The following is a 15,838-nucleotide window of genomic DNA, read 5'->3' on the forward strand; positions in this document are numbered from 1 at the left end:
CATGAATCATGAGTACAAATATGAAACCGCTGACGATTAATACTCCGGCGCGTCAAGAAAGCACGCCTTTACGTCCTTATCAAGCTTGGCTGGTCGCCCTTGCAGTCACAGCAATATTAGCTGTATGCCTTTATCAGCTCTGGCTCGCATGGCCTACACTGGTCGTAAAAACGGCGCACTGGCAAAGAGAGGTCAATAGTCAGCTTGCAGACTTACTCTACGATGCGAAAGAAAACACGCTCATAGCTGGTAGCTACCTGATTGGCTTTAGCTTCTTGTATGGCATGCTTCATTCGCTTGGCCCCGGACATGGAAAAGTAATTGTGACCACATACTTGGCTACTCACCCAACTAAAGTAAAAGCGAGCTTGATGATAACGGTTGTTTCCGCCATGCTTCAGGCTATAGTCGCCATTACCTTGGTGACGGTCTTAGTGTGGGGGTTTAATGCCTCGATGCGGGTAGTCAACCAGCAAGCTTCGCTTTTCGTGACATTCAGCTTTGGTCTGGTCGCCTTATTCGGTGGGTTGATCATGTACAAAGCTCTGAAAAATATATATAAGTCGATACGCAAACCACGAATTCGGGTAAATTCAGTAACACCACTCGCCACGCCTTTCTCAGGGAAACTAGCACCAATTGGAAATAGCTCGCTAAGCGCTCCTCATAGCAACTTTACTCAATCAGCACATCAACATAGCAACACGTGCGGTTGTGGGCACAACCACGTAGCTGATGCTGATGCCATTAATCAGGCGTCCACATGGCGCGAATATCTTGCCATTATTAGCACTATTGGCATTAGACCTTGTACTGGTGCAATTATGGTGCTGCTTTTTGCCAACGTTGCTGGCTTGTATTGGATGGGCGTACTCAGTGCCATACTGATGGCTGCGGGAACAGCTCTTACTACGTCTATGATTGCTATGATGACATTGACTGGCAAACATGTAGTTAAGCGCTACCTCGTTAAGGCTAACAGCAAAAGCAAAGGGTGGAGTGTTACTGGATCCTACATCCAGCTTATTGGTGGCATACTTCTCATTGTTATCGGTGTTTTACTAATGGCAGGAGAAAATTACGGCATGTCTCCCGTTTTCTCAGTCTAGAACGTTACTCGCACTGCCACGCAATATAGGTCTATATGGGCATGTTGGGATATACCATACTTTCAATCCAATCGCGGACTAACTAAGCCGGATTAGATTGTGGACATGTACACACATCCAGCAGGTTTAGAATCTATCTCAATCCTATTTAGAAAATTAAAAACTTTGTTGACAATTCAACCTCATTAAATGTTATGTTATAACATCACACTTAATGTTTGGTTTTATGGAAAAGTTATCTCAGACCGTTATGTTCGCTTCACAGCTTTCCGCTTGTGGCCCTCAAGGTTGGCGAGCGGTTAACGAAGTAAGTTTAAACATCAAAGCAGGCGAATGTATTGCAATAATCGGCCCCAACGGAAGTGGTAAGTCTAGTTTGCTGAAGGCCCTTTCTGGCGAATACCAAGTTACCAGTGGCGAGTTAAAAATTTGCGGCACAAACCTCGAAGACCAAACTCCGCAAACATTAGCAAAGACGATCGCCATTGTTGCACAACATGAAAACGCCGACCCACGATTAACTGTCCGCGAGTACGTTAGACTCGGACGAGTACCTCACACATTCTGCTGCTCGATCCAAGAACATGAGGCTGCCGTCAACCAAGCGTTAGAAGACGTCGGCTTGTTAAAGATGGAACATCGCCTTCTTGGGTCTCTTTCTGGAGGTGAATTGCAGCGAGCGAATATTGCGCGTGCGTTCGCTCAGAAGCCAGAGTTACTGCTATTAGATGAACCGACCAATCACCTTGATCCACTAGCACGCATAGAGTTACTTGAACTTGTAAAACGAAGAGGAATTGCGGCGATCGTGGTCCTGCATGATTTGACTCTAGTCGCTCCTTTTGCAGATAAAGTGCTACTCATGTCTGAACAAAAAATGTTGGTATGCGCTGCTCCGAATATCGTTTTGCGAAATGAGTTCATCGCTCCGGTGTTCGGACTCGACGTATTTACTTTCAGCCATCCACAAACCAATAGCGTGGTTTTCCATTTCGAAGCCACGCCCCATCGCCACTCTAACTTATCAAAAGGAGCCGCCTAATGAAGTGGTTTATGTTACCAATCCTGTTTGTTCCACTGGCCACAGCCAACGCTGCAGTGACGCACTACCCAGTCACAGTTGATAATTGTGGTAGCCCTCTGACAATTGATGCCCGCCCGACTCATGCCGTATTTCACGATATCAATATGACTGAAATGGCTTTTGCTCTCGGCCTACAAGACAGCATGGTTGGTGTTACAGGCATTACAGGCTGGTACAAAATGTCTCCCACTTTCGAGCGCACGCTGGGTAACATCCCAGAGCTGGCTGCAAAATACCCCTCTCTTGAGACATTAATTGCATCAAAAGCTGACTTCTTTTTTGCTGGTTGGAACTATGGAATGAAAGTCGGTGGCGAAGTTACACCAAAAAGCTTAAAACCATACGGGATAGACACTCTGGTTTTATCCGAAAGCTGCATTCACATGGATAAGTCCTTACAAGCAGCTAGTATGAACTTACTTTATGAGGACGTACAAAAGCTTGGAGTCATCTTTGACCGTCAAGACAAAGCAAACAAGTTGGTGAAAGCCTGGAAGCAGAGAGTTGAGGCAGTACAACATAAAAGTGCTAACTCAGGGGAAGCCTCTCCAAAGGTATTCTTGTACGACTCAGGAGAAGATAAGCCTTTTACAGCTGGTAAGTATGCAATGCCTAACGCAATGATTCAGAAAGCCGGAGGCAAAAACATTACCGACAACATGGAAGCAAGTTGGGCAACTACCTCTTGGGAGTATGTTGCTAAGCAGAACCCTGATGTCATCATACTACTCGATTATCAGACAGCTAGCGGTGCTGACGCACTGAAAAACTTTCTGGAACAGCACCCTCTTATGAAGCACACTAACGCCGTGAAAGCTCATCGCTACGTCAAACTCCGCTATGAACAACTCACCCCGGGGCCTGCCAACATAGAAGCTATTGAGAAGTTATCCAATGCGTTTTTCCCGCAATAGCTTAACGTTAGTGCTGGTCTCTATGCCAATCTCTAAATACCACCTAGCATGGCTACTTGGAATCAGTGCTATGCTGGTTTCATTTGCTCTGAGTTTGATGCACGGCTCTGTGCCAATCTCATTCCATGAGGTTGTACGCAGTCTGGCTTCGTTTAACAGTGAAGAAGCCACGATGACTAGTCTTATTTTGGTTGATTTGCGATTACCCCGTGCATTGCTAGCCATAATCGCAGGAGCAGGACTAGCGATGGTTGGTGCTTTGCTGCAAACAACGACACGAAATGATCTGGCGGACCCTTTCATTTTTGGCCTTTCCTCCGGAGCATCTGCGGGCGCGGTTTTAGTGATAACCTCTCTTGGAAATACGCTAGGCACTTGGTCACTTCCCATAGCGGCTTTCTCCGGTGGTATTGTCTCAGCAACGACTGTGTTATTTCTTTTTTCAACTCAGAAAAAGCGCGGTAACAACGATCTGGTTCTCTGCGGCCTTGCCATCTCTTTTTTGTTTAGCGCCCTAACCAGCTTTTTAATTTTTTCTGGCGATCAGCGCGCTGCTAGCTCCATTCTATTCTGGACGATGGGTGGCCTGGGTTTAGCTCGTTGGGACAACTTAATTTTCGCTGCGCTGGGATTACTATGCGTTGTTGTACTCGCGCTGTATCGCCATCGCGACTTAGATACTTTACTCGTCAGTGAGCAAACAACACGGTCTTTAGGGATAAATGTACATCGGCTGCGAAGCGAAATTTTTATCTGTTGCGCTTTCTGTACCGCTGCAATTGTCGCCCTAACTGGAGTTATTGGTTTTATCGGGCTCATGGTCCCCCATCTGGTTCGTCCTTTTTCTGGAATGACTCATAAACTCGCACTTCCATTAGTTGCAGTCTGGGGGGCAGTAATACTGCTGTTTGGTGACATAGCAAGCCGAACAATTCTGGCACCTCAAGAATTGCCTGTCGGTATTGTCACTGGAGCATTAGGTGGTGTGTTCGTGCTTTACCTAGTGTGGAAAAGGCCAACTCGATAAAAACAAAGGGCTCCAGATGGAGCCCTTTCACTTACGATGTTGTGTTTTTTTATTAGTCTAATCTTAGTGTCACGCCAGAGTAGCTAGAGTAACCTCTTAGCATCACGTGATAAGTTGTACCTGGTGTTGCTGATAGGCTGCACTGTTCAGTGTTACCGTAACGGTAAGGGCGGCAGTCGTAGCTGCTAGTAGTTGGTTTGCTGCCCGCTTTTACGTACAGATCCGCATCTCCAGTGCCGCCGGAGATAGAAACTGCAACGCTAGACGCTGAATCAACAGTGAACGTGTAGAAAGTTTCAGAAGAGCGTGCACCCGCTAGGTCAGTCACTGGCGTACCTTTTACGAGTACATCGCCGGTTGGTGGAGGCGTTGTACCACAAGACGCGTTTACACCTACTGTAGTGAATGCATCTTCAACATCCGATACGTTGTAACCCATATCAGCTGCTGCTTTGGCTACGCCACAAGCACCTGCATCAAACGTGCTGTTTGCTGTCCAGTAAAGTTGGTTCGCCAGCGTAAAGATTTCGAAACCTTTACGTACATCCCAACCCGCTTTGTTAGCCAGCAAGTAGAAGGCACGGTTGTACACACCACTTGAGTAGTGAACGTTCAGGCCATCGTAGTATTGAGAAGCATGGTCGATAGAGCGGCCATCTTTTGATGGAAGATCGAAGTAACGTAGGCCACCTTCAGACTTAAAGATGTCTGCACCAACAACCCAGTCAACAGAACCTTTCATGTAGAATTCCGCTGCTTCACCTGCAATATCAGAGAAGGCTTCGTTCATACCACCTGACATGTTGGAGTACACCAACCCTGAGTTTTGCTCGGTGAAACCGTGGCTCACTTCGTGTGCACTCACGTTAATGTCAACCAATGGATAGAATGTGTTCTGACCATCGCCAAATGTCATTGATGAACCGTTCCAGAACGCGTTTTCATAGTTGTTGCCGTAGTGAACACGCATGGTTAGCTGGAAGGTTAACGGTGAAGTATTCATCCAGTCTTGGTACATATCAAACACAACTTTACCAAAGTAATGTGCATCGTTCAGAGGCGAATAAGCGCCATTCACATACTTGTGGTCGTTGAAATTGGTATCGTCATTACACGGATAGCTGAATGCTGTACTACCTGAAGTACCACCATTCAAATCCACGGTTTTCACCGCTGAGTTGTTCATCGTACAGGTTGTGCCTGATTTATCGACGATAAATCCCGGATAGTCCGTACCGAAGTTGTATTGACCTGTCTTTTGGTTACCACCAGGGCCTGTACCTGTCGCTTGAGCGTGGTTTATGCCTTCCCAATGTTTCAGCACTTCACCTGTTGTAGCATCAACCAAGTAGAATGGGCGTCTTGGTACCTTTGCCGCAACAAAAAAGTCTACCATGTAAACGACTTTTGCAGTTTGAGAGTCATCAAGCCACACCATCAGCTTCGATTGGGAGTTTTCGAACGGAGCATCAGAAGCCCCAAGAGAGTGCTTCTTAAATGCATTTTTCGCTGCTGCGATCGCTTGTTTCTCATCCAGAGTGGGAGCAACTGTTGCCAAGTCACCACTGATTCCCTGTGCCATGACACCGTAAACTTCATTCTGGCTGCTTTTGGTCTGAGTGGCGACTACAGAGGTGTTAAACACAGGTAGGCCCATGTGTGTCTGTTGATAACGAACTTTGACTTTACCATTAGGTAAAACGACTCGTTTCACTTCAGCGAAGCCGGTTTCCAACGGAACTACGCTGTTTGACTGAGCTTTTAGTGCTTGTTGTAGTAATGCATCGTTTTCAACTTTAACCATCTCTGCGGCTGTAACTGGTAGGCTAACTCCTAATCCAGCAGCAATCAGCCAAAGCATTTGACGTTGTTTCATTTTACTTTCCTGTTATTGGTATAAAATCCTTCTCCCCAACGACTCAATAGGAAGTGTCTCTGCGATAAATCGCACCAATAACATGAGCGATAGCTGCACAATCAAGCAAGTTACATACGAAATTATAATTCTTACAGTGGAAACAAAAAACTACACGAATTACTCATTAAATTTTGAATACGAGAAAATTTGATCAAGAAGTGATCAACAAAACAATCAGATAGCGACAAATGATAATTTTATGCCACTAAAAACGGACATATTTCTATCATTAGTGACGCGTGACATTCAGTCACATTTTTTCTTTTTATTTCATTAATTTACAGAACATCAGATATAATAAAAGCCCCACACAATGTGGAGCTTTTAATGACAGAATTAATTGTAGTTAGATTAGCGACTTAGTGTGTAGCAGCACTCCAGGTCATAGTCGTCACCATTTTTCGCCGTGTACTCTTTTGCTTCAGTACATGCACGTGGTTTGCCTTTCTCATCCCCTTTCACCAAGCTGATCCAATGGCGCATCGCAGAAATTTCACTGCTTTCCTGAGGGAACATAGTGCAGGTCTCTAGTTGAATGTCATCAATTTCAACCAACTCTACACAGCCTGTGCCTTTATGATTGCCGAATGTCAGTTCAACATGGCTTCCTGTGCCATCTCTAAACAAGATAGATTCAGGATCTTCTTTCTCACCAGTGTAAGCAACAAAGTGTTTAGAGTGCTTCAAACCACTGTGACTACCATCTTTGAAATAAGCCATTACATGGCGATAGTCGATAACATATGCGGTAACGTCTTTGTGTGAGCCACTCTCAAGTGGAAATAGACGATCTAGCAATTGTTTTGCTTTTACTTGCTTCTCGGTGGTTTGATTTGAATTCATCTTTTCTACCGCGAAGACTGCTTCAGCGATAAATGGCTTGTCTTGTTTTTGGATTTCTGTTTTATCGAAAGTAAGCATATTCATAGTGTTTCCCTCGCGGATATTTCACAATTTTTCTGTCCTAGAGCAAATATTTCAAACTTGCGTTTAACTGATTGCAGATTTGTGACTTTGCTTACTTTGTATACTAGTGAAATTTTGACTACAATTTCACAACAAAAATTTTACAATGTGAATTTTACAAAATGATGCTGTCAAAAAGTCTAATTCGTCAGTCCCACTTTTTAGGGACCAAGATTCGAAACCTACGTAAACGCAACCATTTAACCATGGAAGATCTGTCAGCTCGCTGTATACGAGTTAATCCGGAATACGCCCCTTCTGTCTCCTATCTATCAATGATTGAGCGTGGAAAGCGTGTCCCTAGTATTGATATGTTGGAGGTCATCGCTGAAGTTTTCCAAAAAGATCCGACCTGGTTTCTGGATGATGAACCTGAACAGGCCGATATCACACCTGATAAAGGTAATAGAGGTGGCATTAGTGGAATGGCACTTGAGCCAAGCTTCCTCTTCTCTAATGAGATTTTACAAATTGCTATTCCAGAAATGCTCTCTCAAACCGGTATTACCGGCCGCCAGTTTGCTCACTTATTGATCCGTGCCCATCAGGAGAGCAACCAAAACCACTTTCCTGATCTAGAACGTGCTGCAGAAGAAGTCGGATTAAAACGCCTTAATTTGTCTGCTGAAGATCTGATGGATATTGCTCGTAGTATGGGGCTAACCATCCGCTGGGTGTCGCGTCCACCACAAGATATTGTCGATGAACTTGGAGTTAGCGCAAAGCAGGTCGTCACCTCTTTCTTTGAACCGCCTGGTTTTATCTATTTAAACGAGATTCTGAAACAATACCCGACTCGCCTGAAATACGATTTGGCCGTCTACATCGGCCATTGTGTCCTGCATAGTAAAGAGGGATTAAAGAGCGTCTTGTCTGTTGGTCACGCCAATAGCTGGGAAGAACACAACCAAGCCGCACCAACCTCAGATCTCAACTCTCAGGATATTTTACAAGCATGGCGAGATTTTGAATCGAGCTTTTTTGCTGGTGCTCTGTTATGTCCAAAGGTGCCTTTCCGCCAGTTGCTCGACCGTAGCGGTTACGAGATTGATGTTCACCTCAAAGCAGGGGTTTCCCCTTCTGTAGCAATGCGCCGAATGACGGTGGTGTCACCTTATCCACACTGGCATTACTTTGATGCCTATGGCCAGAACAAGCTGAAAGCGGTTTATCGCGGTAATGGCATCCCGCTTCCTTGGGGAAACATGCGCAAGGTTAACGACCCTTGTCAGCACTGGGCGGTATTCAGAAGACTTTCTGAGCCTCAAAACGGCAGCTCAGCGCAAATCTCTATTCTCAATGTTGGTGACGAGCCAAGAATCTACTGCTGTGAATCAGTCAACATGACTGACCCTGCGGGCAACAATCGAGTTCTCTGCGCGGGCATCGATTTAAACCCAGCGATCGACGCTCAAGGTGGTGACTCACGTAGTATCGCCGAAGAGCTGAAGTCATTGTGTGTTGATAACGGAGGCAGTGCTTCAATTCCTCGTCATATCCAAAGAGAGTTCACCACGATTGCCAAGATTCTCAATATTAACTGGATTGAGCGAGGTATTCAGACCGACGCAAGGGTGATCTGTTCCAGAGGCGCTGTGTGCCCTCGAAAACCAAGCTGCTATAACGGATGTCAGGAAAATGTACTGATGTGAGTTGTAAGGGCCTAAAAAGAAAAAAAGCCAATCACAATAATCGTGATTGGCTATATATGAATGTGAACAAAAATAAGGTTCACTAACAACGTCAGTTGGCTAGGTGACCCTCGGCTTAATAAGGGTCATCACTACTAAAGCATGAAGCGTGCCAACTTTAATTATCAATAAAAACCATTGTTTTTGTTCACTTCTGCATCAGATGCATGAAAACCATACGCATAATCCATTTCTAAATTGCACTTGATTGCAAAATGCAAATATCAAATAAATGCATTTTGCAAATTACAGGCTTTCTCCTAATTCGATTTGATATCCCAAGTCAATACTAGCTTTCCAGCTTTCAACACCTTTAAGGCGTTGAATTAATTGCTGTGCAGCGACTTGGCCGATCTCTTCACGTGGCGTAATCACTGTCGCTAGTTTTGGCGTCATTGCCTGACTGATATCATGACCATGAAATCCAACAATCGCCATTTGCTCTGGGATCTTTATTCCACGCCTCTGACATTCAAACAAAGCACCAATGGCTAAATCGTCATTGGTACAGAAGATACCGTCTACCTCAGGGTGCTTTTGTAAAAGCTCACCTAATAGTTTAGCGCCCAAGGTAAACGACGAAGCTTCCTCCGTCTGGAGAGTAACTGGCGCTTTTCCCTGCTCTTGAAGTGCCAACTGATAACCGTCCATCTTTAGTCGGGTCCGCTCATCCATCCGCGCAGCAAAATACGCAATGTTCTCTCTTCCCTGCGCTAACATGGCTTTTGTCATGTCACGAGCCGCAAGCCTGTTGTCAAACCCAACAGCCTGCTCAATGCGAGGCGAGAATGAATCCATGATTTCCACCACAGGGATTGATGCGGTTTCCAGCATCTTGCGGGCCTTGTCGGTATGAACATTCTCTGAGAGGATAATGGCATCAACGTTATACGACAGCAGAGAAGCAATGCTCTTTTCTTCAAGCTCTTCACTGTAGCCGTAGTGTGCGATCATCGTTTGGTAACCTGCTGGTGTGGTCACCGATTCAATACCACGTATCACTTCAGCAAAAACCTGGTTAGTTAAGGAAGGAACCAGCACACCGATAGCATTCGACTTCGCATTGGACAGAATATCCGGTGCGCGGTTGGGAATATATCCCAGCTCTTCCACCGCCTGATTAACCTTTTCTTGTATTGCTTGAGAGACAAGAGAAGGGTCGCGTAGACAACGACTGACAGTCATTTTTGTCACCCCAACTTTATCTGCAATATCTTGCAACGTAGGGCGTTTTTTCTTATTGGCCATTGATGATGTTTCTTTCTGCTTTTAATGTTACTGGTAACATTTTACTCATAAAACAAAACGAATTTATTGGTTCAGATAACAAAAAAGCGCTCGCTTTGCAGCGAACGCTCTGTTTTTAAACCGTGAGCTGCGTTTTGTTTGGCTCACTCCAAGTTAAATGAAACTTTTCATCTTCTGGTTTATCCACTCTGGAATAGGTATGCGCTCCAAAGTAGTCTCGCTGAGCCTGAAGCAAATTCGCTGGTAAAACACCGCAACGAAGCGAGTCGAAATAGCTCAATGCAGAAGAGATAGCTGGCACTGGTACGCCATGAATAGCCGCATTAGACACACTGCTTCGCCAGCCACACGATCTCTGTGCGATTTGCTCGATAAAAACATCGGCGAATAGAAGGTGTTCCAACTCTGGTTCATTTTGGTAGGCCTTGGTGATGTCCTGTAAAAAGATGGCGCGGATGATACACCCCGCACGCCAAATTTTAGCGATATCACCAAAATCTAGATTCCAGCCTTCTTCAACAGAGGTTGTCTTCAGCAGATCAAACCCCTGAGCGTATACCACTAGTTTGGCGCAGTATAATGCGTCGTGTAGTTCATCGAGCATAGCTTGCTTGTCGAAGCCACCCGCAGGTTTGGTGTGCGTTTTTAGAACTGCTGCCGCATTCACTCTTAGTTGTTTTTGTGCACTTTGTGCTCGGGCAAATACCGCTTGAGTAATGGTCGGTGCAGGCGCACCCATTTGTAGGCTATTCACCGCCGTCCACAGCCCAGTCCCCTTCTGACCCGCTTTATCAAGCACCACATCAACAAACGGTTTTCCTGTTACTGGATCTTCTGTCTGCAATATCTCTGCGCTGATTTCGATCAAGTAACTATTGAGTACACCCTTGTTCCAACTTGAAAATACTGCACTGATTTCTCTAGCCGACATCTCAAGAACATCGGACATGAAATGAAATGCTTCACAGATAAGCTGCATATCAGCGTATTCAATACCATTGTGAACCATTTTAACGTAGTGCCCAGCTCCCACAGGCCCTAGATATGCTGCACATGATTCTCCTTGTTCAAATTGTCCGACTGGCAGACCTTTTTCATCCACTTTTGCGGCAATCGCTTCCCACATCGGACGCACATATTCCCAAGCTGCTGGGTCACCACTAGCCATAAGAGCCGGCCCTGTTCGAGCCCCGACTTCACCGCCAGAAACCGCAGTACTAAAGAAACGCAATTTGCCCTGGTAGTGAGTCTCTCGGCGCTCAGAATCCGTCCAAAGGCTGTTACCGGTATCAATCACAATATCTTCGCTATCGATACCAGCAATGAGTAAATCATCAATCACCTTATCAACAATCTCTCCGGCTGGAACAGACAAGGCAATCACACGTGGTTTTTCCAAAGTCTTCAGTAACTCAGAGAGATTCGACGCCGCAACAAATTGACCTTTGCTGGCAATGCATGAAACGAGATCCGCTTCGGAAACAGCCCGTCGACGGTTAGCTTCATCAATATCAAACCCAGTGACATTAAAGCCATGGTCGAGTAGATTCAACGCAAGGCTTTTACCCATCACACCAAGGCCAATCATCGCAATATTTGACTGGCTCATAGCACTCGCTCCTTCAGTGCAATAAGCGCTGATTCCACTACGGTATCGACATCCGACGTAATATCGATAAACAACGCTTCATCGTCGCTTGGTTCAACTAAGGCTTCAAACTGACTTTTGAGCATCGCTTCGCCATTAAAATAATGGTTAGCACGTTGCTTGTGTCGAGACCATATAGTATCGAAGTCACCTTTCAGATAGACGATAGCCAGTTGTTGATTGTTACGACGAAGAATATCTCTGTACGCTGGTTTGAGTGCAGAGCAGGCAATCACCGCAGCATCATTCTCAACGTAAATTCGGTTTAGTGTTTCTAGCCAGCCTAAGCGGTCGCAATCATCCAGTGGAATTCCTTGCGCCATTTTCTCCACATTGGCTTTTGGGTGGTAATCATCACCATCATAAAAAGGCAGAGACAACTTATCGGCAATCTCTTTACCAATCAGGCTCTTACCACAACCTGAAACGCCCATTACTAATATTTTTTTCACTTTCATTGGGTAATACTATCCTTAGCCTTCCAATCATCAGAAGGCTGTGAATACCAATTTCAATACTTTACTAATTCAAAATGCTTTGCGGTTATTTCCACCACATAGCAAGATCTGGGAACATAATCACTAGGCTTAATACGAAGATCTGCAGGCCAATAAATGGCAATAGTGAGCTGAAGATTTCCCCTAAACTGATGTCTTTTGGTGCGACGGACTTAAGATAGAATGCTGCCGGCCCAAACGGAGGCGATAAGAATGAAACCTGCATATTGAGGCAGAACACCACACCAAACCAAACTGGGTCATACCCTAAACTGGTAATAATCGGCACAAAAATCGGCATAGTCAGCAGTGCAACGCCAACCCAGTCAAGGAACATACCGAGAACCAGCAGAACTACCATCATGATCAACAATGTTGCGAGAGGGCTACCGCCACTGAGGCCAAGAATGACTTCTTCTACAAAGTCGATACCGCCCATTAAGTTGTAGATTCCAACTAATGCGCTCGCACCAATACCAATCCACATGATCATGCCGCAAGTGCGCATGGTTGCGATTGCACTCTCTTTGAGCATGTTGATGCTCATTTCACCGCGAATGATCGCTGAAATCATAATACCCACAACGCCCAGTGCAGAAGCTTCGGTTACAGAGGCGACACCGGTGTAAATGCTCCCAAGGACAACCGCTACAGACAACAGCGGGAAAAACAGAGCCTTGAAGTAGCTAACTTGCCTTTCATCTTCTTCATCACCATCACTTGGAATAGGGGCTAATGAAGGATTGAGCTTACAGCGAACTAATACGTAAGCGATGTAACAACCAGCAAGAATGAATGCTGGTAAGAACGAAGCCTTGAACAAATCACCGATTGATACACTCGCCGTCATACCATAGATAATCAGAACAATACTTGGTGGAAGCATAGTGCCCAGTGCGCCGCCTGCACAGGTGGTACCAATCGCTAATTTTCGATCATAACCAAGACGTAGCATCTGTGGTAAAGCAAGAATACCAAGCAGGACCGTTTCTCCGCCAATCACGCCTGACATTGAGGCTAGAAGAACCGCCACCAGCAAGGTTTGCACAGCCACACCACCGCGTACTTTACGGCCGACAGATTTCATCGCATCAAACAAGTCTCTGGCAATGCCTGATCGATCAAGCAGCGCAGCCATGAGAACAAACATAGGCACAGCAAGGAACACATAACCTGAAGCAAAACTGTAAGTCCGGCTCGCGATCAAAGGCAGTGCATCTGGCCCAAACCAGCAAAGAGTGAAGAAAATGGCGACAAAGCCTGTGACAAAGGCCAACTGCATACCTGTGAGCAGCAAGGCAATCATCATCACCAGCATGAGTACACTACCCCATGCGATGCCAATAGAAGATAAATCAAACATCGTTATTCTTCCTTAGCCCCATAACTTCCTGAATGAGGTGTAAGACAAACTGGATAACAAGAATACAAAGGACGACAAAAATCAGGCCCTTGAGTAAAGCTGGGTAAGGTGCATTCAGTACAGAACCCGATGTTTCAAGGCGAAGCTCACCCCACGGGGCATACCAAGATTCTTTCGCCATCGCAAAAGACGCGTAAGCCAGCATGCCAGCAAATGCCAGCCCCACGAGGTGGTGAACAATATTGAGGTATTTACGTGTCTGTTCGGACACAGAATCGTAAATTAATACCACTCGCACATGCTTATTAGCAGCAAAGGCATAGATACCTCCAACAATAAACAGTGAACCACCAATGAAGGACGCCGTTTCGTGAACCCAAGTTGTTGGCGCGTTAAAGGCATAACGCATCAGAACTTCATAAAACGAAATAAATACAGTGAAGATGAATAACCAGCTCAGCAAATTACTGATTTTTATAATGGCTCTGTCGAGAAAGTTTCTCGGTTGCTCATCCTGCTGTTGAGGTGGATGTGGGACGTTGTCATTCATACCAATCAATTCCAAAAAGAAGGAGGGCTAAGCCCTCCTGAGAGAAGCTAGAACACATGTTCAGCTTAAAGAAGGCCGTTTTCTTCTAGGAAACCAGTCACTGAGTCATACACTTTTTTCGCGTTTGGTGAACGCTCAGCAAACACTTTCCATTGAGACTTAGCAATTTCACGGAATTTCTTACGCTCTTCGTCAGACCAATTATGGATAGTGATGGATGGGTTCGCTTGCGCTTCTTTCACTGCAGCCTGATCCGCCATTTTCAATTGAGTTGTCATGTCGTAAGAAAAATCACGGACTGAAGTTTGAAGAATAGTTTGTAAGTCTTCAGGCATCTTGTCCCATTTCTTCTGAGATACAGAAATATCGATCAGTGGTAATGAGTGGAAACCCGGTTGAACTGGGTGCGTAGCAATATCATTCATGCCCGCTTTTTGGTTGGTTGAAAATACCGTATAGTCCGCTGCATCAATAACACCTTTACTCAAACCAGTGAAGACTTCAGAGCCAGGTAGGTTTACAGGCGTTGCACCGGCAGCGGCGAACACTTGCTGAACCAAACCTTCTGGCGCACGTAATTTCAAACCTTTCAAGTCATCGACACCGTTGAGCGGCTTTTTCGAGATGAAGGATTCAACGCCCGTTGTTGAAGCACCAACAAACTTCACACCATATGGTGCGTAAAGCTCAGTCATCAGTTCATTACCACCACCGTAGTTCATGTACTGCAGAAGCTGGGTCGTATCTGACCATGCACCGACCATGTTGCCAATTAGGCCAAAAGCAGGATCCTTACCCGAGAAGTAACCAGTTGCTGTCACTTGCCCATCTAGAATACCCATTTTGATCGCGCCTAAAGTTTCAGTGTGTTTCACCACTGCCCCTACTGGTAGAAGGTCGATGTCAATTCGGCCATTCGACATTTTCTCTACGCGCTCTGCCCATTTTTGTTGAACTTTAAAGTTCAAATCACCAGATGGGTCAGAAGACTGAATCTTCAGTTTGAAGTCAGCGGCCAAGGCCGAAGTCGCAAAAAGTCCTGTCAAAGTGGCAGCAAGCAAAGGTTTTGTCATCGCTTTCATAGTAGGGGTGTCCTTAGATTGTTTCATGTACTCCAATGCAGCCTAGTCTAGCTGCCCGGGATGAGACCGGATTATTATTTTATGTTACCGGTAACTTTGATACGAATGTTACCGGTAACAAGAAAACGTTTTCCATGACAAAAGTCACAAGTTTCAATTTTGTTAATAGCAAGATAGCTTAAGAGCAGAAGAAGTGTGATCTAAAACACATACGAAGCCCCCAACAGTTGAAGGACTGTTAGAGACAAACGTTTTGTTGAAGAAGTGTGTGCTATTTCTGGCGAAATACCCAGACAGGACCGATAAGAAGAAAAAGAAGATCTTCAAAGAATGAAGGCTTCTTACCCTCAATTTTGTGCCCAATAAACTGCAACATCCACAATACGGCAAATAAGATCAGCGAAACAAGGAGCACGGGCGCCTGAAGAATTTCCAAAGACCAAATCAAAGAAATACACGCCAATGTAAAACCAAGCATCATTAGAAACACGCTCAGCGACAGTTTAAAATAGAAAATCATGACAGGTAGCATCGCAACCCAAACCCAGTTTAGGGTAAAACCGAAAAACGAAATCGATGGAATTGACCAGATTAAGCCGACAATAGATAAGAAAATCCCCGGCACTGCTACTTTGTGGATTTTCTGGTTAACTGGATTTTGATGACTCTCACCATAATCGCTTAGCCACTGGGTCAGATCTCGCATTCTTATCCCTCTAAATCATCATCTTATAGTATTGT

14 protein-coding genes are annotated in these 15,838 nt (G+C 45.2%); 5 read left to right on the forward strand and 9 right to left on the reverse strand.

Annotation, left to right across the window (positions count from 1 at the left end; translation table 11 throughout):
* Positions 1 to 20: 20 nt before the first annotated feature.
* From FIU99_RS19195 to FIU99_RS19210, 4 genes are all read left to right on the forward strand, one after another.
* Positions 21 to 1,109 (forward strand): nickel/cobalt transporter, encoded by a 1,089-nt coding sequence (locus FIU99_RS19195; RefSeq protein ID WP_253899456.1) that lies wholly within the window; start codon positions 21 to 23, stop codon positions 1,107 to 1,109.
* A 214-nt stretch (positions 1,110 to 1,323) separates the two neighbouring features.
* Complete coding sequence (locus FIU99_RS19200; RefSeq protein WP_172974078.1) at positions 1,324 to 2,151, forward strand: ABC transporter ATP-binding protein; 828 nt, start codon at positions 1,324 to 1,326, stop codon at positions 2,149 to 2,151.
* Positions 2,151 to 3,107: an ABC transporter substrate-binding protein gene (locus FIU99_RS19205; RefSeq protein WP_152472484.1), complete on the forward strand. Its 957-nt coding sequence runs from the start codon at positions 2,151 to 2,153 to the stop codon at positions 3,105 to 3,107. Before FIU99_RS19200 ends, FIU99_RS19205 begins: the two co-directional genes overlap by 1 nt.
* Before the next feature lie 70 nt (positions 3,108 to 3,177).
* Positions 3,178 to 4,134, forward strand: coding sequence for an iron ABC transporter permease (locus FIU99_RS19210; RefSeq protein ID WP_152472608.1), 957 nt, complete (start codon positions 3,178 to 3,180; stop codon positions 4,132 to 4,134).
* A gap of 52 nt (positions 4,135 to 4,186) precedes the next feature.
* On the opposite strand, the gene FIU99_RS19215 is transcribed toward FIU99_RS19210, so the two are convergent.
* Entirely contained in the window at positions 4,187 to 6,010 is a 1,824-nt protein-coding gene (locus FIU99_RS19215) for a M4 family metallopeptidase (RefSeq protein ID WP_019274242.1), read from the reverse strand.
* 393 nt (positions 6,011 to 6,403) lie between these two features.
* Positions 6,404 to 6,979: a malate synthase gene (locus tag FIU99_RS19220; RefSeq protein WP_006960573.1), complete on the reverse strand. Its 576-nt coding sequence runs from the start codon at positions 6,977 to 6,979 to the stop codon at positions 6,404 to 6,406.
* A 161-nt stretch (positions 6,980 to 7,140) separates the two neighbouring features.
* Between FIU99_RS19220 and FIU99_RS19225 the strand changes: the two genes are divergently transcribed.
* Complete coding sequence (locus tag FIU99_RS19225; RefSeq protein ID WP_038158333.1) at positions 7,141 to 8,670, forward strand: DUF3612 domain-containing protein; 1,530 nt, start codon at positions 7,141 to 7,143, stop codon at positions 8,668 to 8,670.
* Positions 8,671 to 8,955: 285 nt separating this feature from the next.
* Here FIU99_RS19225 and gntR read toward each other — a convergent pair whose 3' ends face one another.
* The 7 genes from gntR to FIU99_RS19260 form a co-directional block, all read right to left on the reverse strand.
* The gene (gntR, locus tag FIU99_RS19230; protein ID WP_019274240.1) at positions 8,956 to 9,957 is read right to left on the reverse strand and encodes a gluconate operon transcriptional repressor GntR; all 1,002 of its coding nucleotides are present in this window, start codon (positions 9,955 to 9,957) and stop codon (positions 8,956 to 8,958) included.
* Between the two features lie 115 nt (positions 9,958 to 10,072).
* Positions 10,073 to 11,566: an NADP-dependent phosphogluconate dehydrogenase gene (gene gndA / locus FIU99_RS19235; RefSeq protein WP_152472485.1), complete on the reverse strand. Its 1,494-nt coding sequence runs from the start codon at positions 11,564 to 11,566 to the stop codon at positions 10,073 to 10,075.
* Positions 11,563 to 12,063 (reverse strand): gluconokinase, encoded by a 501-nt coding sequence (locus FIU99_RS19240; RefSeq protein WP_019274238.1) that lies wholly within the window; start codon positions 12,061 to 12,063, stop codon positions 11,563 to 11,565. The genes gndA and FIU99_RS19240 overlap by 4 nt, the downstream gene beginning before the upstream one ends.
* Before the next feature lie 85 nt (positions 12,064 to 12,148).
* On the reverse strand, positions 12,149 to 13,465 hold the full coding sequence (locus tag FIU99_RS19245) for a TRAP transporter large permease subunit (protein ID WP_006960568.1): 1,317 nt from the start codon (positions 13,463 to 13,465) through the stop codon (positions 12,149 to 12,151).
* Positions 13,458 to 14,015 carry a TRAP transporter small permease subunit gene (locus tag FIU99_RS19250; protein ID WP_019274236.1) on the reverse strand — a complete coding sequence of 186 codons (558 nt, stop codon included), beginning with the start codon at positions 14,013 to 14,015 and terminating at the stop codon, positions 13,458 to 13,460. Before FIU99_RS19250 ends, FIU99_RS19245 begins: the two co-directional genes overlap by 8 nt.
* Positions 14,016 to 14,080: 65 nt before the next feature.
* The gene (locus FIU99_RS19255; protein WP_006960566.1) at positions 14,081 to 15,097 is read right to left on the reverse strand and encodes a TRAP transporter substrate-binding protein; all 1,017 of its coding nucleotides are present in this window, start codon (positions 15,095 to 15,097) and stop codon (positions 14,081 to 14,083) included.
* A 271-nt stretch (positions 15,098 to 15,368) separates the two neighbouring features.
* A complete protein-coding gene (locus FIU99_RS19260) occupies positions 15,369 to 15,803 on the reverse strand; it encodes a DUF962 domain-containing protein (RefSeq protein WP_006960565.1) in 435 nt (144 codons plus the stop codon).
* Between the last annotated feature and the right edge of the window lie 35 nt (positions 15,804 to 15,838).

Origin of the sequence: Vibrio sp. THAF64, assembly GCF_009363455.1 — a bacterium.
GTDB lineage: Bacteria > Pseudomonadota > Gammaproteobacteria > Enterobacterales > Vibrionaceae > Vibrio > Vibrio coralliilyticus.